The organism is Acinetobacter sp. CY05 (assembly GCF_059515805.1).
This window is the reverse complement of sequence record NZ_JCAKMW010000021.1, coordinates 1-23731: the sequence shown is the minus strand read 5'-3', so window position 1 is coordinate 23731 and position 23731 is coordinate 1. Positions and strand designations below refer to the sequence as shown.

Here is a 23731-nt window from a genome sequence, read left to right as displayed (position 1 = left end):
TTTCATCTCTTGACGTGTGAGCAGCAGATTTAGGTTACAACGCCTATCGTTTATCCACATTCGGAATTGTTAGCATGACTGCAAATTTTTCACAATTAAGCACTGATGCCTTATCCCCAGGTCAGCTCCCAGACTCGGTTAAAGCGCTCCTTAAACGTGCCTATATTAATCGCTACCCAAAACGCACAACTATTGTAGATGCAGGCACAGAATCAAAATCTTTATATCTTATTCTTAAAGGCTCTGTTTCAATTATTTTACGCGAAGATGATGATCGCGAAATTGTGGTTGCCTACTTAAATCCAGGTGATTTTTTTGGGGAAATGGGTTTATTTGAATCAAATCCACAACGTACTGCAGAGGTACGCACGCGTGATGTATGCGAAATCGCTGAAGTGACCTATGAAAACTTCCACGACTTAAGCAAACTGTATCCAGATTTAAGCTATGCTGTATTTGCCCAGTTGGTGCGTCGTTTAAAAAATACCACGCGTAAAGTGACTGACTTAGCCTTTGTGGATGTTTCTGGTCGTATTGCGCGTTGCTTAATTGATTTGTCTTCACAACCTGAAGCCATGATTTTACCTAACGGTCGTCAAATTCGTATTACGCGTCAAGAAATTGGCCGTATTGTCGGCTGTTCACGCGAAATGGTGGGTCGTGTACTCAAAACACTCGAAGAGCAAGGTATGATCGAAACAGATGGTAAAGCCATCTTAATTTTCGATCGCTCTTTAGACGACAATAAAGTCCCTGAAGATGATTTAGATGACGACGAGTAAGCTTAAAGCCCATTAAGCTTAAGGCAAATGTTTCGACATTTGCCTTTTTTTATGCTCTGCTACATTTTGGACAATTGTTTTAACAAATTTCGCACAAGCATAGCAAGAATTGTCATTTTCATTGGTAGCTTAAAGCGCTTAAGCTAGCCGCACATAAACAAACAATAACTTAGGATCAAAAATGAAGTTTAATCGCTTAGGTCAAAGTGGTATTTTAGTGCCGGAGATTTGTTTAGGCACCATGACATTTGGTGAGCAAAATAACCAAGCTGAAGGCTTTAGCCAGCTTGACTATGCCCTAGAACGTGGACTTTATTTTTGGGATACTGCAGAAATGTATCCTGTACCGCCCAAGCCTGAGACTCAAGGCGCGACTGAACGTATTATTGGTAACTATTTAAAACAAAACGGCGGCCGTGACAAAGTCTTTTTGGCCTCTAAAATTGCGGGTCCCGCTCAAGGTGGCAGTCATATTCGCGATGGGCAAACCCGTTTTAACAAAGCCGATATTCAATCTGCCTTAGATGGCAACTTACAACGCTTGCAGACTGATTATATTGATTTATATCAACTGCATTGGCCACAGCGCCCCAGCAACTTTTTTGGTAAGTTAGGCTATAGCAATCAAGAAGCTAACTCAAATTTAGAGATCACACCTTTAGAAGAAACGCTGTCCGCCTTAAGTGATGAAGTTAAAGCAGGTCGTATTCGTCATATTGGTCTTTCTAATGAAACACCTTGGGGAACACTTAAGTTCTTGCATTTGGCGGAAAAACTGGGTTTAGAAAAAGTCGTTAGTGTACAAAATCCATATAACTTACTCAATCGTAGCTATGAAGTGGGTATGGCAGAAATTGCGCAGTATGAAGGTGTGGGGTTACTTGCCTATTCACCTTTAGCTTTTGGTTATCTAACCGGTAAATTCCGTCACGGTGCACGTCCTGCCAATGCACGGGTAACTTTGTTTAGCCGTTTTAGTCGCTATAGCAATCCACAAAGTGAATGGGCTACAGAACAGTATGCACAGCTCGCAGAAAAACACGGTTTAAGCTTAACCGAATTGGCCTTGGCTTTTATTAAACAGCAGTTTTTTGTCAGCTCTACGATTATCGGCGCGACCAACCTCGAGCAACTCAAACAAAATATTGATGCCTTTGAGATTGATTTATCTCCTGAAATCTTACAAGAAATTGAAGCAATCCATATTCAACAACCTAATCCTGCGCCTTAAGAAAAACAAAGCAATGCTTATTTGGATGTAGAGCCAGAAAAAATAGCTTCGTTTTATCTATAAAAAATGATGTGATGACTCGAAAAAAGGCGACCTTAAGTCGCCTTTTTTTTGAACTGAACTTATTTTTTATTGCTTTGATTATATAAAGCTTGCGCTTGGCCTAAGTTCTTACGCATTGCTTCAGTACGTGCACTATTCGATGGATGTGTTGATAAGAAACTTGCACCCTTATTGCCACCATCTAAAGCACTCATTTTATTCCACAAGGTAATTGCCGCTTGTGGGTTATATCCAGCACGTGCCATCAACATTAAGCCACCTTGATCCGCACGGCTTTCTAAATTACGTGAATACGGCAAACCAACACCAATTTGCGAACCCAATTGCGCCGCAGCAGTACCTGCTTCACCAACACCTGCATAACCTAAACCAATGTTAAGCGCGATATTAGTGAGGGCCTGTGCACCAATTTTTTGCTTAGCATGCTCTTCTAAGGCATGCACCATTTCATGGCCCATAATGGCGGCAATTTCCGCATCAGTCAGGTTAAGTTTAGTGACAATACCCGTATAAAACACCACTTTACCGCCTGGTGCCACATAAGCATTAACAGTATCTGATTTTAACACCGCTAACTGCCAATTAAATTTAGTACCCGTCTGATTCATTTGATCAGCATAAGGACGTAGGTTATTAAACACCGTATTAATACGTTTATAGGTTGCTGATGATGTATCTAAAGTGCCATTACTACGTGCCTCAGCGATGGTTTTATTAAAGCCCTCTGTGGCGGTGACATTTAAAGTCGCGCTATCTGCTCCAGCCATATCTGCGACAGTCGCACAGCCTGATAATGTTAGTGCACTGACAGCAAGAGCACTCAAGGCGAGCTTTTTCATTGACAAATCTCCAAACTATTATTTTGATGCAATCACATGAATTATAGGTAATTGTTAGATGAATAAATATGTCAAATTTACAGCTATTGATATTATTTATGTAAATTGATACAGCAGCCAATAAACTAAACATAGCACATTTAAGAGCAAATAAAACTGCATTAAAGGTTTAATCTTTTGCTCAAGTTTTAGATCTTTTCGTTTCCAACATAAATAGGCATTTTGCATTAAAATCAGTGGCACCAATACACAGGCTATCATGACCGTTAAGCCAATAAAAATTTGATACATCAATGCAGGATCATGCGGCTGCGCTTGAATAATAAACATCGCGATTGTGGGTGCCCCACCCATAGCAAACAACAGCGAATAAAAAATGGTGCTGGCAATATTACGCTGCATTGGTTAAATCTTCCTGATTTTTTATTTTCCTTGATTGTAACAAGCTGAATTTTTAGGTCACTGCCACTTTAGTCTTGGCAAAGTCGGACGATTGAGGCATAAAAAAACCCATCCGAAGATGGGCTTTTTTTAATACCAAGCTTTACGCATCAAATGGATGACGCAATACAATGGTTTCCTCACGGTCAGGACCTGTTGAAATGATGTCAATTGGACATTCAATCAATTGCTCAAGACGCTTGATATAGTTGATTGCTGCTTGTGGCAGCTGATCAAGTGATTTAGCACCAAAAGTCGACTCAGACCAACCTGGCATGGTTTCGTAGATCGGTTTTAAAGTTTCAAATGCAAGTGCATCAGAAGAACCTACGCAACCTGAATCTGCAGCTTCGTAACCCACACAGATTTTGATTTCTTCTAAACCATCAAGTACATCAAGTTTAGTTAAGCAAATACCAGACAATGAGTTCACTTCTACAGAACGACGTAGAATCTCAGCATCAAACCAACCACAACGACGTTGACGACCTGTAGAGGCACCAAACTCGTTACCTACTGTACCTAAGTGTTTACCAATCGCATCACCTACATCGTTGGCAGCATCGTAAACAAGTTCAGTTGGGAATGGACCTGCACCTACACGCGTTGTGTAGGCTTTGGTAATACCCAATACATAGTCAAGGTGTAATGGACCAAGACCAGAACCTGAGCTTACGCCACCCGCTGTTGTATTTGAAGAAGTCACGTACGGGTATGTACCGTGGTCAACGTCAAGAAGTGAACCTTGCGCACCTTCAAACATGATGTTGTCACCAGCTTTACGGTATTTATGCAATTCGCCAGTGACATCAATTACAAGTGGTGCAACCACTTCACGCCATTGGTCGCAAAGTGCAAGTACGTCTTCTAATTTAACTGCTTCTACGCCGTAGAATTGAGTTAATTGGAAGTTATGGTATTCAAGTAGCTCAGTTAACTGTGCTTTAAGATGTTCACCACCACGTACAAGGTCAGCGACACGAATCGCACGACGTGCAACTTTGTCTTCGTAAGCTGGGCCAATACCACGACCTGTTGTACCAATTTTTGCGTTACCACGTTTGATTTCACGCGCTTGATCCAGTGCGATGTGGTTTGGCAAAATTAAAGGACAGTTTGGAGAAATACGTAAACGTTCTTTAACCGGTACGCCTTCTTTTTCAAGAATGTCCATCTCTTTGATCAGTGCTTCTGGAGATAGAACAACACCGTTACCAATTAAGCACAATACGTTTTCACGTAAAATACCAGATGGAATGAGGTGTAATACAGTTTTCTTACCACCAACTACAAGTGTGTGACCTGCGTTGTGTCCGCCTTGGTAACGAACAACCGCTGCCGCTTGATCTGTGAGCAGGTCAACGATTTTACCTTTACCTTCGTCGCCCCATTGGGTACCAAGTACCACAACATTCTTGCCCATAATAGCCTCATTGCATCATGCTTAAAATAAAAAAACTATTGCCAGCGCATAAACTGGCAATAACCGATTTAGATAGGTTGAACCTGCCACTGACCCTCTGCAAGCACCAATTGATGCGTTGCAGCAGCAACAGATGATAGATCATCATCACCTAATAGTTGGATTACACTTAGACCCTGTGCGCGGCTATTCTCGATCGCGTTTAACAAAGCTGCGTCAGTGCCTTTAGGTGCAACTACAACTGAAACTTGTTTAAATTGGCTTGCGCTTAAGGCATATAGGTCACATGAGAAACCTGTAGCAGGGCGCGCACGACCAAAGTGTTCGCCAATCCCATCATAACGACCGCCTTGTGCTAATGGTGCTGCACGATTTGGTGCATATACCGCGTACATCAGACCGGTATGGTAATGATAAGAACGTAATTCCACCACATCAATGCCAATATGTAACTCAGGCCAGCGCGCTTGAATGGCCGCCTTGGTTGAATGTAGGGCATCAAATGCTTGTTTAAATGCAGCATCTGCAACAATTTCAGCACTTAAATGTGCTTTTAATTGTTCTAAATCACTGGCATAACGGCCAAGGGCATAAAAGTCCTGACCAAAGTTTAAATCTTGAGTAAATTCAGCCAATTCAGGCAATGCTTTACGCTGATACAAATCCGATAAGCGACGTTCAGTGGCTTTGTTTAAGCCCGCATGTTTCACTAGACTACGGAATAAGCCAACATGACCTAAATCAAGATGGATACCTTGTGCGAAATCTGCTTTTTTCAGCAAACCCAACATCACATCAATCATCTCAACATCAGCATCAATACTGTCTGAACCAAATAATTCTGCACCCAACTGTAATGGGGCACGTGTGGTATTAAACCCTTGAGGTTTCGTATGTAATACCGTTCCTGCATAGCAATAACGTGCCACACCATGTACAGGATGTACATGCGCATCGATACGTGCCACTTGTGGTGTCATATCGGCACGCACACCAAGTAAACGGCCAGATAACTGATCGATGACTTTAAAAGTGGCTAAGTCTAAATCTTGATTCGATTCTGAAAGAGAAGAGAGAGATTCGATGTATTCGATGAAAGGTGTGTACACCAACTGATAACCACGCGATGCGAGGAAATCTAATGCGTCACGGCGCAAAGTTTCGATTACTTGCGCCTGTTCGGGTAATACATCAGCTACACCATCAGGTAATAACCATGTCTCTGAAATGGGCATGTTGTAAACCTAAATTCTTGTCAGCGCGGAATAAATCCGCATAAAAAAATCGGGAGCACACCCGATTTCTCTTAGTCTAGCACGATAATTTAGCCCTTGCACAAGTCTTTTTTACAAATGACGTGCAAATAGGCACGAATTAAAGTCATGCATTTTTTTCACTGTTTTAAAAGGCCAGAGATGCGCTTAAGCATCAATTGCTAGCGATAGTTTCAATGTCCTGCATATACGCTAGTTTAAGCTTTAATTGTCCTCTTGAGGGATTTCTTCAACCAAGTCAGCACCTCTAGGTTTGCTCTCAGGGTAGATGACCTACTTGTGCTGTGCTTTGACCAATTGTGTCATTAAGGCCACCAACTGCGCTTGTTGCTGCTCCAGTTGCTGTACACGTAACAGCTGCTGGGTCTCGGCTTGCTGTTGTTGCTGCATTTTTTGAGTGATGTCTTGAATTAAAGCTAAGGTTTGCGATAAATGCTGTTCTAAATGTGCAGTTTTGGCACTTAAATGCTGGATTTGCTGTTGGGCAAGCTGCGCGCGCTTAAAAATCAGCCCTATGCCTAAGATGCTAAGCAGCACACAAACACTCAAAATAATGATCATGATTTAAGCCTCAAAAGATTGACATAAATCTAATAGACGGTTGGCATAGCCCCATTCATTGTCATACCATGCAAAGACTTTGGCTTGTTGCCCCACCACCATGGTTTGCCCCAAATCCACAATTAAAGAATAGGGTGAATGGTTAAAATCAGAGGACACTAAAGGTTCATCAGTGACTTGCATAATACAGGCATAATCGCCGTGCGCTGCTTGGCTCAACACCTGATTTAAACGCGCTACATCAATAGGCGATTGGGCAATAAAGTTTAAATCAATGGCGGCCACATTAATGGTCGGTACGCGAATTGAATAACCATCAATGCGCCCCTCCATTTTAGGCATGACTTGCTTTAGAGCACCTAAAGCACTCGATGTAGTGGGAATAATATTTTGTCCTGAGGCTCTAGCACGGCGTAAATCACGATGCGCATGATCCAATACTGACTGATCGGCAGTCACGGCATGAATTTCGGTCATTAAAGCGCTTTCAATCCCAAAGGCATCATCAATAATTTTAACCAGTGGCACTAAAGCTTGGGTGGTACACGACACGCTAGAAATAATTTGATCGCTTTTTTTCACCTCATGATGATTGACCCCATACACAATGGCAGCATCGACTGTATCAAATGGCGCTGCGCCAATGATTACGCGTTTGGCTCCGGCATAAATATGCTCTGTGGCCGCAGCACGCGAGCGGAATAAACCTGTGCATTCAAGTACCACGTCCACATTTAAACGACGCCATGGTAAATCTTGTGGCTGTTTATGCTGTAATACTTCAACCCGCAAAGTTTTTTGCGCGGCTTGAAGGGTTAAAAAAGTCCGTGCATTATGCTGTTCAATACTGACCTGCCCTTGGAATCGGCCATGGGTCGAATCGTATTTAAATAAATGCAGCAAAGTGTCTACATCTGCAACGTCGTTAATTGCCACCAAATCAAAAGCAAACTGCTGTGGATGTTCAAACCAAGCCCGTAAAACATTACGGCCAATGCGTCCAAACCCGTTAATGGCTACCCGTTGCATATGTATTCCTTTTAAATTCACGCCAAGCCAGTTTATGTTAATAGATTTTCAAAGCAACCGTGAGAGAAAATTTTGCGTTTAAATCTAATTTAGAGCTCAATATTTAGGCAAATTAGAATTTTATTCGAATTTATTCGAATAAAATTTGAGTAAATTGCAAAATAAATAAAAAAATCGCCCTTTTTTATTTACTTTATATGTTAAAACAAGTAAAAAATGGTCACAGCTAACGCAAAGACAATTTTAGACCTTTTGGTCAAAAGATATAGTTCTCTTGCCTGCCAAATTTGACTGGCTCTATGATGAGTATAAAAGTGCCTAACGGCTTTTGTACAACTTGATCTTGCAATTGTCAGGCAATCGACTTAAAAGCATTGGTGGATACGGGTTTTTTCGGTATAATTTGGCGTTTTTTAATCTTTAAGCCCCCGCATCGCAGCAAAGAAGAAACCTTCTTGTCAGACTGCCATGCTTTTGCCAAATCAGAAATTATGGAGTGACTTGGTTGTGAGTACTCGTTTTATGACATCAGCTGAAATTCGTGAAGCATATTTGCGCTTTTTTGAGACAAAAGGCCATACACGTGTCGCGTCGAGTTCTCTGGTACCCGCCAATGACCCAACGTTATTGTTCACCAACGCTGGTATGAACCAGTTTAAAGACTGCTTCTTGGGTCTTGAAAAACGTGATTATGTTCGTGCAACATCTTCACAAAAATGTGTCCGTGCAGGCGGTAAGCACAATGACTTAGATAACGTGGGTTATACTGCACGTCACCATACATTCTTCGAAATGTTAGGTAACTTCTCGTTTGGTGATTACTTCAAACAAGACGCGATCAAATTTGCGTGGGAATTCTTAACCTCAGAACAGTGGTTAGCCCTCCCTAAAGACAAACTCTATGCCACTGTTTACCATACCGATGATGAAGCATTTGAGATTTGGAACAAAGAAATTGGTCTAGATGCGTCTCGCATTATCCGTATTGGTGACAACAAAGGTGGTCAATACGCATCCGATAACTTCTGGGCTATGGGTGATACAGGTCCTTGTGGTCCTTGTTCTGAAATTTTCTTTGACCATGGCGACCACATTTGGGGCGGTCTACCAGGCACACCTGAAGAAGATGGCGACCGTTTCATCGAGATTTGGAACAACGTCTTCATGCAGTTTAACCGTACTGCAGATGGCGTGCTTCACCCTCTTCCAGCACCTTCTGTTGATACAGGTATGGGGCTCGAGCGTATTTCGGCAGTTTTACAACACGTGAATTCAAACTACGAAATCGACCTCTTCCAACACTTGCTTAAGTCAGCTGCGGAAATCATTGGTTTAGATACGGCTGAACTCGAAGCAAAAGCACAAGAAACTGGCAAACCAGTTGACTATCCTGCATCTTTAAAAGTGGTTGCGGATCATGCACGTTCATGTTCATTCTTGATCGCTGATGGCGTAAACCCGTCTAACGAAGGTCGTGGTTATGTGCTACGTCGTATCATCCGCCGTGCAGTACGTCATGGTAACAAATTGGGTGCGACAGGTTCATTCTTCCATAAAATGTTGCAGCCTTTAATTGAAGTAATGGGTGCTGCATATCCTGAACTTGCAGTGAATCAAGCGCGTATCGAAGCACAGCTACTGAAAGAAGAAGAGCAATTTGCGAAAACTTTAGAGCAAGGTTTGAAATTGCTTGAAGGCGAGCTTGCCAACTTAAAAGGTTCTGTGATTCCGGGTGAAGTGGTTTTCAAACTTTACGACACCTATGGCTTCCCAACTGACCTTACAGCTGACATCGCGCGTGAACGTGATTTAACCATTGACGAAGCTGGCTTTGAAACTGAAATGGCGGCTCAGCGTCAACGTGCGCGTGATGCAGGTAAATTTGCAATCGACTACAACAGCGTTGTCAAAGTTGAAGGCGAAACTCAATTTGACGGTTACGATGCTACTGCAGGTGAAGGTCAAATCATCGCAATCTATAAAGATGGCGAGCAAGTGGATGAAGTGGTTGAAGGCGATGAAGCGCTCATTGTTTTAAACCAAACGCCTTTCTATGCAGAAAGCGGTGGTCAAATTGGTGATACAGGACTCTTCAAAAACGAGACTGGTATTTTTGAAGTTCAAGACACCAAAAAATCTGGTGGTGCCTTCGTTCACCAAGGGATCGTGACGATGGGTAACTTAAAAGTTACTCAAAACGTAGAAGCAACTGTAAAAGCAGACATTCGCGCAGCAACTGCACGCAACCACTCTGCAACGCATCTTCTACATGCTGCGCTTCGTCAAATCTTGGGTTCACATGTACAACAAAAAGGTTCATTGGTTGCATCTGACGTGTTACGTTTCGACTTTGCCAATGATCAACCAGTGACATTTGAACAGCTGCAAGAAATTGAACGTCTGGTAAATGCTGAAGTCATTGCCAACACCCCTGTAACGACTGAGCTTCTTGACATCGAATCTGCGAAAGCAAAAGGCGCGATGATGTTGTTCGGTGAGAAATACGGTGACGAAGTACGCGTACTGTCTATGGGTTCAGTGATTGAAGAGAAAAACTTCTCGATTGAGCTTTGTGGTGGTATTCACGTAAAACGCACTGGTGACATCGGTCTGTTTAAGATCACCTCTGAAGGTGGTGTTGCAGCAGGTGTTCGTCGTATTGAAGCTGTGACAGGTACCAAAGCGATTGAAGTAGCTCAAAAAGTAGATCGTGACATCAACACCATTAATGGCTTATTAAAAGCACAAAAAGATCAAACAATTGAGAAAGTTGAAGCCTTAGCTGATACAGCATCAAGTTTACAAAAACACATCGAACAATTGAATCAAAAGTTAGCCAGCCTTCAAGCTGCTGAACTGCTTAGCCAAGTTCAAGAGATTGCAGGTCGTCAAACTTTAATTACCACTGTTGAAGGTATGGATGCTAAATCATTACGTACCCTACATGACGGTGTAAAATCAAAATTAGACAATGCAGTGATTGTACTTGCAGCAGTTGAAGGCGACAAAGTCAGTCTGTTGGCTTCTGTAGCAAAAGACTTCACTTCGTCTATTAAAGCAGGTGACATCATCAAACATCTGGCCACTGAGCTAGGTGGTAAAGGTGGTGGTAAACCTGACTTAGCACAAGGTGGCGCGCCACTAAACGAGAAGTTTGCTCCTGTGATGGCTGAATTAGCAGCTTGGTTGGCAGCAAAATAATACTTCACCTTTTGTGTAACTGACCCTAAGTTGCTTAGGGTCATGGTTTATATGGAACAACTATGGCATTAATCGTACAAAAATATGGCGGTACCTCTATGGGTACTCCAGAGCGCATTTTAAATGTTGCTCGTCGTGTAAAGCGCTGGCATGACCACGGCCACAAGGTTGTGGTTGTGGTATCAGCAATGAGTGGCGAAACCAATCGTCTACTTGCTTTAGCGAAAGCCATTACTGAGACCCCAGACCCACGTGAATTAGACCAAATGGTGTCTACGGGTGAACAGGTCACGATTTCCATGTTAGCAATGGCACTTAACTCGCTAGGTGTGAGCGCTAAATCATTGACTGGTCGTCAAGTGGGTATTCGTACCGATAGCGCATTTAACAAAGCGCGTATTGAATCGATTGATACTGACGTGATGACTTCGCATTTAGATGCAGGTCGTGTGATTGTTGTTGCGGGTTTCCAAGGTTTTGACGCCGAAGGTAACACAACAACCCTAGGTCGTGGTGGTTCAGATACTTCAGGTGTTGCTCTTGCTGCTGCACTCAAAGCAGACGAATGCCAAATCTATACCGATGTGGATGGTGTATATACCACTGACCCACGTGTTGCACCAAAGGCAAAAAAAGTCGATCGTATTTCATTTGAAGAAATGCTTGAAATGGCATCGCTGGGTTCAAAAGTCCTTCAAATTCGTTCTGTTGAATTTGCTGGTAAATACCAAGTACCTTTACGCGTACTTTCAAGCTTTGACAATGACAACGATGGCGCATTTGACGAAGAGTTTAAAAACAACGTCGGAACACTTATTACGACTGAATTGGAAGACAACATGGAACAACCAATTATCTCGGGTATCGCATTTAACCGTGACGAAGCGAAATTAACAATTCTAGGCGTGCCTGATGAGCCAGGTATTGCATCTAAAATTTTAAAACCAATTGGTGATGCCAATATCGAAGTCGATATGATCATCCAAAATGTAGAAGAAGATGGTACGACTGACTTTACCTTTACAGTTAATCGTGGCGAACTTGCAAAAGCCAAAGCTATTTTAGAGCAGACTGCTCAAAACATTGGCGCGCGTGAAGTTGCAACACGTGATGACATTGTAAAAGTGTCGATTGTTGGTGTAGGTATGCGTTCACACGCAGGCGTAGCCAGCAAAATGTTTACTGCCCTTGCAGATGAAGGCATTAATATTTTGATGATTTCAACTTCAGAGATCAAGATTTCTGTGATTATTGAAGAAAATTATCTTGAACTTGCAGTGCGTACTCTACACACTGCATTTGGCTTAGATCGTGAACACGGTGAGTCAAGCGTACGCGCTTAAAGCTTTAGCAGCTACGGGAAAATAAGCATATTTAACCTATAGTTGCGAAACGCTACAAAAAAACAGAGCCACTATATTTCCTTTTATAGTGGCTCTGTTATATTAGGAAACAAGGATTTTTTGTAAATCTGTATAAAATATATATTGCGTTATATGACATATAATGCGATACATCTTTTTAGATGAATACTTTTTCGTTTCAAGGTTGTGTTTTTTTACTGGTTTTAAATCTTAAAAATCGCAGTTTATAGCATTTGGCAAGGAGATAAGCATGCTGATTCTGACCCGACGTGTCGGAGAAACTTTAATGATTGGGGACCAAGTCAGTGTGACTGTGCTTGGTGTTAAAGGCAACCAAGTTCGTATTGGTGTAAATGCCCCGAAAGAAGTGTCAGTGCATCGTGAAGAAATTTACCAACGCATTCAACATGAACGTGCTATGCATGAACATTTGCAGCACTTAGACCAGGATTATCAACCTTCTTTTGAAGAAGGTGATTTTTCGCAGAATAACTACAATCGTTAAGATCGGTGTTTTTCTCCTAAAGCGGCATTTATGCCGCTTTAAATTTTTTTAATGTTGCGCTAAAGCGAGAAGTGCTTTTTTGACTGGGCCAAAACTACGCCGATGCTCGGCAATCACCCCATGTTCAGCAATTGCAGCAAAATGTGCTTTGGTTGGATAGCCCTTATGCTTGGCAAAACCAAATTGTGGATATTGTGCATTAAGCGCTACCATCTGCCGATCACGGGTCACTTTCGCTAAAATACTGGCTGCTGAAATCTCAGCATGCAAAGCATCTCCACCCACTACAGCTTCACAGCTCATACTTAAGCCTTGCACCAGTTTATTTCCATCAATCAGCACATGTTCAGGTTGAATCTCTAAACCCTCAACTGCACGGCGCATGGCCAACAGCGAAGCTTGCAAAATATTCAGCTCATCAATTTCTTGCGCGCTACTTTCTGCAATGGCCCAAGCCAAGGCTTTTTCTTGAATCTCAACAAACAGTTGTTCACGTTTTTTCTCAGTGAGTTTTTTGGAGTCATTTAAACCCGCAATCGGTCGCTTGGGATCTAAAATAACAGCCGCTGCCACCACTGATCCAACCAATGGGCCACGGCCTGCTTCATCTGTACCTGCAATTAACATCTGTATCCACTTCTCTCCTGCTATTCAATAAAAAACGACCTAAAGCCGAGGCTCAAGGTCGCAGTATAAGCTAAAGGCTTAGCTTAGTTTTGAAGGGTTTCAACCACACATGCATTTAAAGTAGATGTTACTACTTTTGAAGCTAAGCTTGCTTGTTGCGTTTTGTCCATAGCAGCAATGATTAAATCTGTTGCTGTTACAGAAGTGGTCGCTTTTTCACCTACACATGAACATACTTCTGTTTGTAGTTCTTGTTTTTTGGCATCAGTTAATAGTTTAGAACCTGTTTTCCAATAGCTGTTATTTTCAAGTTCAGTCACGCATTTTGCTTGTACGCCTACTTTGACCGCGGCCATAGCCAATTGCTGTGCACCTACAGTCGTAGAGGTTGTACCAGTGGTTGACGTTGTATCTGTTGCTACACACGCAGTTAAAGCCAAAGCAAGCGGTGCTAATACAGCAACTAATTTTTTCACGAGCATTATCCTAAATAGTGATACAAGATGTATACGGCTATTGTGCCCAAATCTTGGCATATAAGAAATTGGCTAAAAAGCCAGATGGATAAAATACCAACAACTAGCGTTGCAAGGTAAGCAACGAAGCGTTGCAGAAGAATGGTTTGTCTCAGCGCTCAATTGGCTTAAACTTTAGGCAATGAGGATAAAAATGAGAGCAACATGCAGCAAAATCAATATTATACGCGTACAGCCCAGGTACTCCATTGGATTATGGCCATTATTTTTATTGCTGCCTGGTTGATTGGTTTTTATAGTGGTAATTTTTTAAGTTACGACGTAGATGGTAGTTTTAAAGGCGATGTGATTACTTTACATAAAAATATAGCTACAGTGATTATTTTCTTATTTGTAGTGCGGATTTTATGGCGTTATACCCACCCTGCACCCAAACTCCCCGATCATATGAGCCCGACGATGCAAAGAATGGCACATCTGGGTCATTTAGCCCTGTATTTTATGCTGATTGCGCTGCCCATTACAGGTTGCTTATTCAGTTGGAGCGCAGGTCATCCTGCACCCGTGTTATACCTGTTTGAACTTCCACGTTTATTAAATCAGAATCCTGAGATTCTTGGCATTGTAAAACCCCTGCATATTTATTTATCTTGGGCAGTGGCTGTGTTAATTGTGGGGCATATTGCTGCAGCGCTTAAGCATCATTTTATTGATCGCGATCATGTGTTGGACAGCATGACTAAACAACCCAAAGATTAATTCACTGCTGCCGAAATACAACCTTTCAAGCTATTCATAACAGCTTTACGTACCAACTTGTCTTTCTCAGCTTCATTGACCAAAGCCAGTGCAACCTCTTTCGCGCCCATATCATTCATAGCATTGTCACTAACACAGCCACAAATACTGTCTTGGTTACTTTGCTTTTGTTCGGCAGTCATTAGCCAACTGGCCGCTCGCCATATTTTGGATTCTTTGAGTTCTTGCTGACACTGATACGCAATCACAGGTTTAAGCACTTTTTGGGTCAGGCTAGGTGCGGCCCACCCTGAGGTGCTAAACCATAAGCTACTTAGTGCTAGAATAAATACTTTGATCATGATTTTAAAAACCTTAAAAGAAATCGGCAGCTAAAGCTGCCGGATTCATTAGAGTGCTTGGATTTGAGCAATCCAGTTTTGCTTTTGTTCGGCACTCATAAAAGATGCTTCAAATGAATTAATCGCCAGTTGCTTTAATTCATTGGTAGTTAAATCTAGTGCTTCAGTAATCGCAATAAAGTTATCATTCATATAACCACCAAAGTAAGATGGATCATCTGAATTCACAGTCACTTTTACGCCCTGTTGCAATAAACGACGAATATTATGCTCACGCATATCCTTGACCACACACAGCTTTAAGTTTGACAATGGACATACAGTCAGCGGCATTTTGTCGCGAATTAGACGCTGCATTAATACAGGATCTTCTTCTGAACGCACACCATGGTCAATACGATTGACTTTCAGCACATCTAACGCTTGCCAAACATACTCTGCTGGGCCTTCTTCACCGGCATGTGCCACAATTAAAAAGCCAGCTTCTCGCGCTTTGGCAAAGACACGTTCAAACTTTTCAGGCGGATGCCCAACTTCACTTGAATCGAGCCCTACACCAATAATCTGCTCTTTATAAGGTAAAGCTTGTTCTAGCGTTTCAAATGCCGCCTCTTCACTTAAATGACGTAAGAAACACATAATTAAGTGCGAGCTAATGCCAAGCTTGTCTTTGGCATCCTCACAGGCACGCTTTAAACCATTCAATACAGTTTCAAAAGCAATGCCACGCTCAGTGTGCGTTTGCGGGTCAAAGAACATTTCCGTGTGTACCACGTGATCTTTGGCACATTTTTCAAAGTATGCCCAAGCTAAATCATAGAAGTCTTGTTCATGAATTAAAACTTGTGCGCCTGCATAATAGATGTCTAAAAATGATTGTAAATTATGAAAATTATAGGCCTGACGGACTTCTTCAACCGATTGATATGGAATTTCAATCTGATTACGCTGCGCAATTGCAAACATGAGTTCAGGTTCAAAAGTACCTTCAATATGCACATGCAACTCGGCTTTAGGTAAAGCACGAATTAAATCTAACTGGGTCATGACATTTTCCTATTTTAGATATAAAAAAGGGTGCTGACCTTAGGCAAGCACCCTTCAGGTTGTCTAGATGGAATTAACCACCAAACAGCGCAAATTTAAGCGCCCAAAGTAATGCAATAATCCATACCATATATGGCACAGTTTTGGCCTTACCTGTGAGCAATTTAATTAAAGCATAGCTAATAAAGCCCATAGCAATACCATCTGCAATTGAATATGCATATGGCATAAAGATGATGGTTAAGAATGCAGGGACTGCTTCGGTAATATCATCCCAATCAATATGGGTAATGCCTTGAATCATCAATACACCAACAAACAGTAATGCAGGTGCAGTGGCATAACCTGGTACAGATTGTGCCAGTGGTGCTAAGAATAAGCACAGTAAGAACATAACCCCTACCACAACCGCAGTAAGGCCTGTACGACCACCGGCAGCCACACCTGCCGAAGATTCAATATAAGGTGTGGTTGATGAGGTACCTAAGGCTGCACCTGCCACAATTGCAGAAGAGTCAGCAAACAAGGCTTTTTTCAAGCGCGGTAATTTACCATCTTTGAGTAAGCCTGCACGATGTGACACACCCACTAAAGTCCCCGTTGAGTCAAATAAATCGACCAGGAAGAAAACGAAAATGACCCCAATTAAGCTGGCTGTAAATAGACCTTCAAAGTCCATTTGCATAAAAGTTGGTGCAAGTGATGGAATAGAGCCTACTACCCCTTGGAACTCGTTATATCCCAAAGCAGTTGCAATGGCTGTAATCGCTAAAATACTAATAATAATGGCGCCACGCACTTTAAAATGGTGCATTACCACCACCATCACAAAGCCCAATAATGCCAGTAATACAGAAGGTTGTTTTAAGTCACCTAAGCTCACTAAAGTGGCTGGATTATCGACAATAATGCCGGCATTTTTTAACGACACAAGCGCAAGGAATAGACCAATACCCCCACCGATCGCAAGTTTTAACGACATCGGAATGGCGTTGACAATTGCTTCACGGATTTTAAACATACTGATGGCAATAAATACCATCCCAGAGACAAAAACCGCAGCCAACGCTGTTTGCCATGGCACGCCCATGCCCATACACACCGAGTAGGTAAAGTAAGCGTTCAAGCCCATGCCGGGTGCTAATGCAATAGGATAATTTGCAATCAAGCCCATAACCATACAGCCAATGGCCGCGGCAAGACAAGTTGCAACAAAGACAGCCCCATGATCCATACCTGTTTCAGATAAAATCATTGGATTGACAATAATGATGTAACACATCGTTAAAAATGTGGTGATACCTGCTATTACTTCTGTACGAAAATTGGTTTTATTTTCGCTTAACTTAAACAGACGCTCTAGCATACTTGCGGAAGATGGATTAGGAGTCGTCATGACCTAGCCCCTATAAATAATTGATGCCTAATTGCGGTATTTAAAAAACCCACTTATGACACAAAAGGGAGATTTTGCAGCAGATTAAGCAATGGATATGCCAAATGTTCCATTTTAAAGGAGAAGTCATTTACCCTAGAATCAAACTTAAATAACAGATTTAAAATTGAAGCAGTGTAAATAAAAAAGCTGCATATCATTTATGCAGCTTTACTCGCCTTAGTTAAATCAAGCATTTACAAAAATAAACGCATTAACTTAACAATACACTTGAGCAATTATATCACATTGATTTTTTATTGTTTCTAAAAAAATGCATCTAATTGATAGATGACTGTAAAAAAATTATCCGATCTCAAGCCTTGAAAAGCCTATGGTTAAAGCAAACTATTCTTCCTCAGTTACCGCTCGCTGAGTCTCTATAGGTTGACGATGATAATAGGGATTTTGTTGCACATGCTGTAATGAGCTTTGTGCCTCACTCACCACCACTGCCACATGCTGTTTGTGCTGCTGCTCTTGACGATACAACAGATAACTGGCCACACAGGCCACTAAAATTGCCAAAGTAAATATTATTTTTATCATGCTCTGTTTATATCCTTAACATCAATTTAATTGAAGGAACAGTATTGTTGTGATGCATCGACTTAGCGCAGTGTACTGTATTTTGCTGCACTAAGAAAATACGCCAAGCACCACTATAAGACAAAAACGATGTGTCTATTTTATGATTTTTTATAGAATTTTTTATGATAACTACATAATCGTCGATCTCACCTAATACATGTGCAACATAGCCAGCAACGTTTTGCCTTGGCACACATTTCGCATTTTTTGCCGCAATGTAACTTCATTGGATGTCACAAGATGACAGATTTATTTAATCACTTCAGCCAAAGAGGATTGGTGCATCAGTGTAGTTTTGCCGAAGATGGCCGCATCTTAGAATGCTCAGCCAGTTTAAGCCAACACCTCGGTTATGAGACTGAGCATCTGATGACTTTATCCTTCACAGAGCTTTTAACCCAAGACAGCTTAGCCAAAATCCAACAGCTATTTGTATACCCTCCTGCAGATGAAAAAGTCCAACAGCTAGAACTCAAATTTTTAAAACATAGTCATCGCTTTTTTAATGTCTTAGCCAGTGGCATTTTGGCTTGGCGGGAGCAATCTGAGCCAGTACTGCACTTATTGTGTTTGCCTTTAGGCAGTTTAGGTCAACGGGTCAATGAGTTGGAAGATGCCAATCAAGTGATGAGTGAAATGCTGTATAGCACCCGTGTGGCTTATTGGTGCATTGAATGGGAACAGGCCATTGATTTAAGCTTAAGTGCCGATGATATTGTCAAACAGGTGTTTGAAACGCCGTCACATTGGCGGATGTGTAACCAAGCTATGCGCGAAATCTATGAAATGCCTAGTGATGTCATCTTTAATCAGCAATCGGTCCGTTTGTATTGGCCACGCAGTCCTGCCAATGAAGAATTTGTACGCCGCCTGATTCAGAGTCAGTTTTGTGTCAATGGTGCTTTGTCAGTTGACCGTCGTCATGATGGCTCTTTGGCCTATATAGAAAACGATGTACGTGCCCATATCGAAAACGGCAAGATGCTGCGTATGTGGGGCAGTTTATATGATGTCAGCCAAGAATTTGACTTACAACAAGATGCAGAACAGCGTATTCACGCACTCCGACAAGTTTTTGATGCGGTTCCCGATGCAGTGGTGGTGATTGATGAAACTGCACATCCGCAATGGCGCAATGCTGCCTTTGAACAGCATTTTGGTATTATTCAAGGCACCAAAACCGTACATACCTTAATGCAATCCTCACTGATGGATCGCGCTTGGCAAAAAATTGAGCTGACCAATCTACAAGGACAACTGCAGACCTATCACGCCCATTGCTCTGCGATTCGGATTCAAAAAAACTTAACCTGGACCGTTGCCGTGTTACGTCTTGCTCACCATGGCCAGCCAGCTTATGAGTTATCGCCATGAGAGAACGTGATTTTTTACCTAGTTTTAGTATGGGCATGCGCTCAGCGGTTGACTTAAGTGTAGATACACTAGAGAGCTGTATTGCTTCAAGCAGCTTACATGGTTTATTTGACAGCTTTCATGACGGCATTGTGATCTATGATCAAGAGGGTATTTTGCGTTTAATGAATCTGGCTGCAGAACGGATTAATCGCTTAAAGCGGCAAGACCTGTTGGGCTTACATTATCGTGAATTACTACAACGCGCTGCCTTAAATTATACCGAGTTTGAACGTGCCTTGGCGCAAGGTCTCAATAAGGCCAATACGCCGCATGCTAACGGACATATTTTTAGCACGCATATTCAATTGGTCCCCACCCAGCAGCAAAAACCTTATACCGTGTTATTGCAATATGATGCAGAACAGCGTGATCCACGGCGTAAAGCCATGCCGCATCATAGTGCTGCGGGGTTAGGGGACCCACAACAACGTGCTTTGCATCTTTCGCCATTACTGTCACATATTGCCGATATGGGAGTACGTGCCTTTCGCAGACGCGCACGTTTATTACTGTTAGGTGAACCAGGAGTAGGTAAAACTGCCATCGCCCAACATATTCACCGTGCTGCCGGTTGGCATAACCGTCCATTTATTCATGTCAATTGCAGCAGTATTCCGGACAGTTTGTTTGAGTCAGAAATGTTTGGTTATGAACGTGGTGCGTTTACTGGTGCCCTACACAGTGGTAAAAAAGGCTATATCGAAAGTGCAGCAGGTGGAACTCTATTTTTAGATGAGATTGGTGAAATCCCCTTACATGCACAAGCCAAACTACTGAAATTTTTAGAAGACAGTAGCATTCAACCCGTAGGCTCTGCGCTGGCCAAAACCGTAAAGGTTCAAGTGATTACAGCAACCAATAAAGATTTACGCGCTTTGGTAGCACGTGGGGAGTTTCGTGCTGATCTGTATTACCGTTTATCTGTATTGCCTATTGATATTCCCCCTTTACGCGCGCATTTAGAAGATTTGCCCATGCTCATAGACAATCTATTGGACCACATTAATCAAAATCGAGAACCTGCCTTAGCTTTATCGGCAGACTGCCGCCAGAAACTACTGCAATATCATTATCCAGGTAATGTACGTGAATTGGTGAATATTTTCGAGCGCTTGGCCGTACTGGCTGATGAACTGGCCGAGACTCAACATTTACCACCTGAGCTACTCGGCCAGCTTGCCGAGCAACAGATCCTTGCGCACTCAGTGTTGCCACAACTACAAGCACCCAACCACCATGAGACAAGTCTTAAAATTCATGTACAACAATTTGAACGGGATTTAATTTTAAAAACCCTTGCCTGCCAAGGCAGCAAAGTCAAAACTGCACAATATTTAGGCATTGACGTTGCCACATTAACGCGCAAGCTACAGCGCAGCGAAAATTAAAGTCTGCAAAATTGCCAAGCTGTCTGCAAAATTGCCAAGCCACATTGGCATTTTTGCAGCATAAAAAAGCTAAAAACACAAAAAATATAAATATAAAACAAATATTTAAACACTTGGCATAATCGTTGCTCTATTTGACATGTAATAACAAAAAGGCATTTAAGCCTCAAAATAGAGAAGGACAAGCATGCTAATTACAGGTATTAAAAGCAGACCTATATATGATGTACTCAGGCCACTGACCGAAGGCAAGCACCATTTGATTGCAGCTCAAGGCAGTGGCGGTGCAGCCCTGTTACGACTCCTCAACGAGATGCCAAACGATGCATCTATTCAAGTCTTATATTCAATCGAAAGTTTTTCAGGTCAACATTTTCAAGACCAGCTGCAAGCCTTAAACATTGATTTACAGCTGTACCCAAGCAACCAAGATTTAGTCAATGATCTGCATGTCATTTTAGCCAATGCCAAAATGGGTACACGCTTGTACCTAGCAGGCTCAGAAAGCTTTATTGGCATTGCCATGCAAGCTGCAACCCTAATTAATCTCAATAGCGATGAGGTGTTGCGTGAGCACTGTGGCTCCTTTGTACGCCGTGTCTGGTGTGTGCATTGTGATGGTTACACAGAAAATGTCACTCAACGGGTGTTTGACTGCCCACATTGCCACATCACCTTAGTCGTCCGTGACCATTATTCTCGTCGTCTCGCTGCATTTCAAGCCGTTAAAGCCGATGCCGAAGTTGCCGGTGAATACCCCCATGCAGAGGAGCTCGACACATGAGACAAGCCAACGGCAGTTTAAAAGTTCGCGTCAGCCATATAGAAACTTTAAGCCCTGAAATCAAACGCTTTACTCTCATCCCAATTGAAGGCAGTCATCTACCGCCTTTTTCAGGCGGTAGCAATATTGTCTTGGTATTCCCTCATCAAACAGGTAGTTTCCGTAATGCTTACTCATTAATGAGTTCACCTTATGACACCAGTCATTATCAAATTGCGGTGCGCCGTGTCGATACCGGACGTGGCGGTTCCAATTATTTACATCAAGCCGTGCAACAAGGCGATGAGCTAGAAATTCTACGTCCTGTTAATTTATTTCCTTTAAGCAAACACGCTCGTTTACATATTTTAATTGCAGGTGGGATTGGGATTACCCCGGTTGCTTCGCAATTGGCAGAACTGCGCGTACGTGGTACGCCTTTTGAGGTGCATTTTGCCGTGCGCAGTCTAGAACATGCCCGCATTGGCCAAGAATTACAGCAACAATATGGCAGCGAAAATATTCATATTTATGCCGCGCATCAAGGTCAACGTTTAAATATTGCCAGTGTCTTGGCGAACCGCCCACTTGGCAGTGATGTTTACGTGTGTGGCCCAGATCACATGATCGAAGACACCATTCATCAGGCACATGCATTGGGCTGGACCGATAGCCACATTCACTATGAACGCTTTTTAGAACAAGGCAGTAGCGGCGAAGCCTTTGAAGTGACTTTGGCACGTAGCGGTGCGCGTATTCAAGTGTCGCCTGACCAAAGTTTATTAGAAGCAGCTGAAGCAGCCGGACATGACATTCCTTATCTTTGCCGCGGCGGTGCATGTGGCATGTGTGAAACCCGTGTCCTTGCACTCGAGGGTGACATCATTCATAGCGATGACTGGTTATCTGATGAAGAAAAACAACTTAATCAAAAAATTATGCCGTGTGTGTCACGCGCAAAATGCTCAAACCTCGTCATTGACTGCTAATTAGGAGAATAACAACATGCCCATTCAATTTCGCCCTGACGAAACTTATCGTGACGACTACACCTACGCCAACAGTCCTGAATGTATTGCCCGCGCACCGTGGCCATTCCCAGATGACCACTATATGTATTCAATGAACTTAGAACCACATGTACCCTTTGGCGAACATGCCTTAAAAGCCGTGTTTGATATTGATGAACATTATATTAGCGAATGCCGTGACCGTGCCATTACCTTAGCAAAAGATCCCGGCATGCACTATGTGGCTGCACCGCACATGATGGAAGCGCAGTGGGATTTGCTTGAATTGATTATGGAATCCTATGCCAAAGATTACCCTGAATATTTCAGTTTAGAGCGTGAAGGTGATCAATGGCATTGGCGCAACACGCTGTTAAATATTGATGATCACTTTACCTTTGGTGATCCATCAACGCTCCCGTATGAGCCTATGGAATATATTACCCGTCAAGCACAAGGCGACTGGGTATTACAAGAAGAGCGCGATGACACTTTATATTGGGGTGCAGGGATTGCCACGCAACGCGCTGACTATTCACTGCGTTTTAACTTAGGTATGGCATGGCATGAATTTCATGGCCCAGTACCTTTAGTTAAAGAAACAGGCATGCTTGATCGTGCTTTAAAATTCTTACTGCGTTTACGCAATGGTCATCCGGTGCGTCGTTTAAATTGGTCACTGACTGTCAATCCACGTTTAGACGTTTCCGCAGAGAGCTTACCGGATTGGGCACCTGACCGTACCACTGTCACGGCTGAAAATGCTGGTGAAAAAGTTTATTTAAGGATCGAATTGCAACCGCTGCATCGTTTACCACGCAGTAATGCGATTGTCTTTCCCGTGCGTACCTATTTATTGAGCTTAAATGATATTGCTACTAATCCTGCTTGGGCAAAACGTATGCACAGAGTCATGAAAACTTTAAATCAAGACATTATTAGACCTCTTGCGAAAGTGGTTATTGCAAGTTTATTCGGTTTACCAATGCAGCAATTAAGTTAATGCGTAAACCGAATCTTTTCCGTCTATTTCGATAGCGTTCACTTAATATTCTAAATGTTTTCAATTGACTATTGATGTGTTCGATCACAACTCGTATTTTTCCAATCAGTTTATTGTACTTTTTCTCAACACTAAATAACGGGAAATTCTTCTTTTTCTTTA

24 protein-coding genes are annotated in these 23731 nt (G+C 42.3%); 11 read left to right on the top strand and 13 right to left on the bottom strand.

Going from position 1 to position 23731, the window contains the following annotated elements:
* Positions 1–74: 74 nt before the first annotated feature.
* Entirely contained in the window at positions 75–782 is a 708-nt protein-coding gene (crp, locus tag AC5YCD_RS13005) for a cAMP-activated global transcriptional regulator CRP (RefSeq protein WP_496130436.1), read from the top strand.
* A gap of 181 nt (positions 783–963) precedes the next feature.
* Positions 964–2013 (top strand): NADP(H)-dependent aldo-keto reductase, encoded by a 1050-nt coding sequence (locus AC5YCD_RS13000; RefSeq protein ID WP_496130435.1) that lies wholly within the window; start codon positions 964–966, stop codon positions 2011–2013.
* Positions 2014–2135: 122 nt separating this feature from the next.
* On the opposite strand, the gene AC5YCD_RS12995 is transcribed toward AC5YCD_RS13000, so the two are convergent.
* The 6 genes from AC5YCD_RS12995 to AC5YCD_RS12970 all read right to left on the bottom strand — a co-directional run bounded on the left by AC5YCD_RS12995 (position 2136) and on the right by AC5YCD_RS12970 (position 7643).
* Entirely contained in the window at positions 2136–2915 is a 780-nt protein-coding gene (locus AC5YCD_RS12995; protein ID WP_496130434.1) for a M48 family metallopeptidase, read from the bottom strand.
* A gap of 96 nt (positions 2916–3011) precedes the next feature.
* The gene (locus AC5YCD_RS12990; protein WP_496130433.1) at positions 3012–3317 is read right to left on the bottom strand and encodes a hypothetical protein; all 306 of its coding nucleotides are present in this window, start codon (positions 3315–3317) and stop codon (positions 3012–3014) included.
* Between the two features lie 142 nt (positions 3318–3459).
* Positions 3460–4779, bottom strand: a complete 1320-nt coding sequence (locus tag AC5YCD_RS12985; protein ID WP_496130432.1) for an adenylosuccinate synthase — start codon at positions 4777–4779, stop codon at positions 3460–3462.
* Positions 4780–4847: 68 nt separating this feature from the next.
* Positions 4848–6014, bottom strand: coding sequence for an ATP phosphoribosyltransferase regulatory subunit (locus AC5YCD_RS12980; protein WP_496130431.1), 1167 nt, complete (start codon positions 6012–6014; stop codon positions 4848–4850).
* A 312-nt stretch (positions 6015–6326) separates the two neighbouring features.
* The gene (locus AC5YCD_RS12975) at positions 6327–6614 is read right to left on the bottom strand and encodes a hypothetical protein (RefSeq protein ID WP_496130430.1); all 288 of its coding nucleotides are present in this window, start codon (positions 6612–6614) and stop codon (positions 6327–6329) included.
* A gap of 3 nt (positions 6615–6617) precedes the next feature.
* Entirely contained in the window at positions 6618–7643 is a 1026-nt protein-coding gene (locus AC5YCD_RS12970; RefSeq protein WP_496130429.1) for a type I glyceraldehyde-3-phosphate dehydrogenase, read from the bottom strand.
* A 507-nt stretch (positions 7644–8150) separates the two neighbouring features.
* Between AC5YCD_RS12970 and alaS the strand changes: the two genes are divergently transcribed.
* The 3 genes from alaS (at position 8151) to csrA (ending at position 12713) form a co-directional block, all read left to right on the top strand.
* Entirely contained in the window at positions 8151–10844 is a 2694-nt protein-coding gene (gene alaS, locus AC5YCD_RS12965) for an alanine--tRNA ligase (protein WP_496130428.1), read from the top strand.
* Positions 10845–10906: 62 nt separating this feature from the next.
* Positions 10907–12187, top strand: coding sequence for an aspartate kinase (locus tag AC5YCD_RS12960; protein ID WP_496130427.1), 1281 nt, complete (start codon positions 10907–10909; stop codon positions 12185–12187).
* 271 nt (positions 12188–12458) lie between these two features.
* Positions 12459–12713 carry a carbon storage regulator CsrA gene (gene csrA / locus AC5YCD_RS12955; RefSeq protein ID WP_122901904.1) on the top strand — a complete coding sequence of 85 codons (255 nt, stop codon included), beginning with the start codon at positions 12459–12461 and terminating at the stop codon, positions 12711–12713.
* Positions 12714–12761: 48 nt separating this feature from the next.
* Here csrA and rnhB read toward each other — a convergent pair whose 3' ends face one another.
* Both rnhB and AC5YCD_RS12945 read right to left on the bottom strand, forming a co-directional pair.
* Positions 12762–13340 carry a ribonuclease HII gene (gene rnhB, locus AC5YCD_RS12950; RefSeq protein WP_496130426.1) on the bottom strand — a complete coding sequence of 193 codons (579 nt, stop codon included), beginning with the start codon at positions 13338–13340 and terminating at the stop codon, positions 12762–12764.
* Between the two features lie 83 nt (positions 13341–13423).
* Positions 13424–13822 carry a hypothetical protein gene (locus AC5YCD_RS12945; RefSeq protein WP_496130425.1) on the bottom strand — a complete coding sequence of 133 codons (399 nt, stop codon included), beginning with the start codon at positions 13820–13822 and terminating at the stop codon, positions 13424–13426.
* Positions 13823–14020: 198 nt separating this feature from the next.
* On the opposite strand from AC5YCD_RS12945, the gene AC5YCD_RS12940 reads away from it, so the two are divergent.
* Positions 14021–14575 (top strand): cytochrome b, encoded by a 555-nt coding sequence (locus AC5YCD_RS12940; RefSeq protein WP_496130424.1) that lies wholly within the window; start codon positions 14021–14023, stop codon positions 14573–14575.
* On the opposite strand, the gene AC5YCD_RS12935 is transcribed toward AC5YCD_RS12940, so the two are convergent.
* The 4 genes from AC5YCD_RS12935 to AC5YCD_RS12920 form a co-directional block, all read right to left on the bottom strand.
* Entirely contained in the window at positions 14572–14916 is a 345-nt protein-coding gene (locus AC5YCD_RS12935) for a hypothetical protein (protein ID WP_496130423.1), read from the bottom strand. The genes AC5YCD_RS12940 and AC5YCD_RS12935 overlap by 4 nt on opposite strands.
* 48 nt (positions 14917–14964) lie before the next feature.
* Positions 14965–15963, bottom strand: a complete 999-nt coding sequence (locus AC5YCD_RS12930) for an adenosine deaminase (protein WP_496130422.1) — start codon at positions 15961–15963, stop codon at positions 14965–14967.
* Between the two features lie 73 nt (positions 15964–16036).
* On the bottom strand, positions 16037–17359 hold the full coding sequence (locus AC5YCD_RS12925) for an NCS2 family permease (protein WP_496130421.1): 1323 nt from the start codon (positions 17357–17359) through the stop codon (positions 16037–16039).
* Positions 17360–17746: 387 nt separating this feature from the next.
* Positions 17747–17947, bottom strand: coding sequence for a hypothetical protein (locus tag AC5YCD_RS12920; protein ID WP_496130420.1), 201 nt, complete (start codon positions 17945–17947; stop codon positions 17747–17749).
* Between the two features lie 282 nt (positions 17948–18229).
* Between AC5YCD_RS12920 and AC5YCD_RS12915 the strand changes: the two genes are divergently transcribed.
* From AC5YCD_RS12915 to AC5YCD_RS12895, 5 genes are all read left to right on the top strand, one after another.
* Positions 18230–19363, top strand: a complete 1134-nt coding sequence (locus AC5YCD_RS12915; protein ID WP_496130419.1) for a PAS domain-containing protein — start codon at positions 18230–18232, stop codon at positions 19361–19363.
* Positions 19360–20793, top strand: a complete 1434-nt coding sequence (locus tag AC5YCD_RS12910; protein ID WP_496130418.1) for a sigma-54 interaction domain-containing protein — start codon at positions 19360–19362, stop codon at positions 20791–20793. Before AC5YCD_RS12915 ends, AC5YCD_RS12910 begins: the two co-directional genes overlap by 4 nt.
* Positions 20794–20980: 187 nt before the next feature.
* On the top strand, positions 20981–21577 hold the full coding sequence (locus AC5YCD_RS12905) for a dimethylamine monooxygenase subunit DmmA family protein (RefSeq protein ID WP_496130417.1): 597 nt from the start codon (positions 20981–20983) through the stop codon (positions 21575–21577).
* Positions 21574–22545 carry a PDR/VanB family oxidoreductase gene (locus tag AC5YCD_RS12900; RefSeq protein WP_496130416.1) on the top strand — a complete coding sequence of 324 codons (972 nt, stop codon included), beginning with the start codon at positions 21574–21576 and terminating at the stop codon, positions 22543–22545. Before AC5YCD_RS12905 ends, AC5YCD_RS12900 begins: the two co-directional genes overlap by 4 nt.
* 16 nt (positions 22546–22561) lie before the next feature.
* Positions 22562–23569, top strand: coding sequence for a heme-dependent oxidative N-demethylase family protein (locus AC5YCD_RS12895; RefSeq protein WP_496130415.1), 1008 nt, complete (start codon positions 22562–22564; stop codon positions 23567–23569).
* On the opposite strand, the gene AC5YCD_RS12890 is transcribed toward AC5YCD_RS12895, so the two are convergent.
* Positions 23526–23731, bottom strand: a 206-nt coding sequence (locus tag AC5YCD_RS12890) for a transposase family protein (RefSeq protein ID WP_496128521.1), incomplete at its 5' end; no start/stop codon positions are given. The genes AC5YCD_RS12895 and AC5YCD_RS12890 overlap by 44 nt on opposite strands.

What these genes read in the sequence shown, in the direction of transcription:
- AC5YCD_RS12980 (WP_496130431.1), bottom strand. Translation starts at nt 6,014, where the DNA reads ATGCCCATTTCAGAGACATGGTTATTACCTGATGGTGTAGCTGATGTA.
- AC5YCD_RS12975 (WP_496130430.1), bottom strand. Translation starts at nt 6,614, where the DNA reads ATGATCATTATTTTGAGTGTTTGTGTGCTGCTTAGCATCTTAGGCATA.
- AC5YCD_RS12910 (WP_496130418.1), top strand. Translation starts at nt 19,360, where the DNA reads ATGAGAGAACGTGATTTTTTACCTAGTTTTAGTATGGGCATGCGCTCA.
- AC5YCD_RS12920 (WP_496130420.1), bottom strand. Translation starts at nt 17,947, where the DNA reads ATGATAAAAATAATATTTACTTTGGCAATTTTAGTGGCCTGTGTGGCC.
- AC5YCD_RS12935 (WP_496130423.1), bottom strand. Translation starts at nt 14,916, where the DNA reads ATGATCAAAGTATTTATTCTAGCACTAAGTAGCTTATGGTTTAGCACC.
- AC5YCD_RS12915 (WP_496130419.1), top strand. Translation starts at nt 18,230, where the DNA reads ATGACAGATTTATTTAATCACTTCAGCCAAAGAGGATTGGTGCATCAG.
- rnhB (WP_496130426.1), bottom strand. Translation starts at nt 13,340, where the DNA reads ATGTTAATTGCAGGTACAGATGAAGCAGGCCGTGGCCCATTGGTTGGA.
- AC5YCD_RS12995 (WP_496130434.1), bottom strand. Translation starts at nt 2,915, where the DNA reads ATGAAAAAGCTCGCCTTGAGTGCTCTTGCTGTCAGTGCACTAACATTA.
- AC5YCD_RS12985 (WP_496130432.1), bottom strand. Translation starts at nt 4,779, where the DNA reads ATGGGCAAGAATGTTGTGGTACTTGGTACCCAATGGGGCGACGAAGGT.
- AC5YCD_RS12940 (WP_496130424.1), top strand. Translation starts at nt 14,021, where the DNA reads ATGCAGCAAAATCAATATTATACGCGTACAGCCCAGGTACTCCATTGG.
- AC5YCD_RS13000 (WP_496130435.1), top strand. Translation starts at nt 964, where the DNA reads ATGAAGTTTAATCGCTTAGGTCAAAGTGGTATTTTAGTGCCGGAGATT.
- AC5YCD_RS12970 (WP_496130429.1), bottom strand. Translation starts at nt 7,643, where the DNA reads ATGCAACGGGTAGCCATTAACGGGTTTGGACGCATTGGCCGTAATGTT.
- AC5YCD_RS12930 (WP_496130422.1), bottom strand. Translation starts at nt 15,963, where the DNA reads ATGACCCAGTTAGATTTAATTCGTGCTTTACCTAAAGCCGAGTTGCAT.
- AC5YCD_RS12960 (WP_496130427.1), top strand. Translation starts at nt 10,907, where the DNA reads ATGGCATTAATCGTACAAAAATATGGCGGTACCTCTATGGGTACTCCA.
- AC5YCD_RS12900 (WP_496130416.1), top strand. Translation starts at nt 21,574, where the DNA reads ATGAGACAAGCCAACGGCAGTTTAAAAGTTCGCGTCAGCCATATAGAA.
- AC5YCD_RS12905 (WP_496130417.1), top strand. Translation starts at nt 20,981, where the DNA reads ATGCTAATTACAGGTATTAAAAGCAGACCTATATATGATGTACTCAGG.
- AC5YCD_RS12945 (WP_496130425.1), bottom strand. Translation starts at nt 13,822, where the DNA reads ATGCTCGTGAAAAAATTAGTTGCTGTATTAGCACCGCTTGCTTTGGCT.
- csrA (WP_122901904.1), top strand. Translation starts at nt 12,459, where the DNA reads ATGCTGATTCTGACCCGACGTGTCGGAGAAACTTTAATGATTGGGGAC.
- AC5YCD_RS12990 (WP_496130433.1), bottom strand. Translation starts at nt 3,317, where the DNA reads ATGCAGCGTAATATTGCCAGCACCATTTTTTATTCGCTGTTGTTTGCT.
- AC5YCD_RS12925 (WP_496130421.1), bottom strand. Translation starts at nt 17,359, where the DNA reads ATGACGACTCCTAATCCATCTTCCGCAAGTATGCTAGAGCGTCTGTTT.
- AC5YCD_RS12895 (WP_496130415.1), top strand. Translation starts at nt 22,562, where the DNA reads ATGCCCATTCAATTTCGCCCTGACGAAACTTATCGTGACGACTACACC.
- crp (WP_496130436.1), top strand. Translation starts at nt 75, where the DNA reads ATGACTGCAAATTTTTCACAATTAAGCACTGATGCCTTATCCCCAGGT.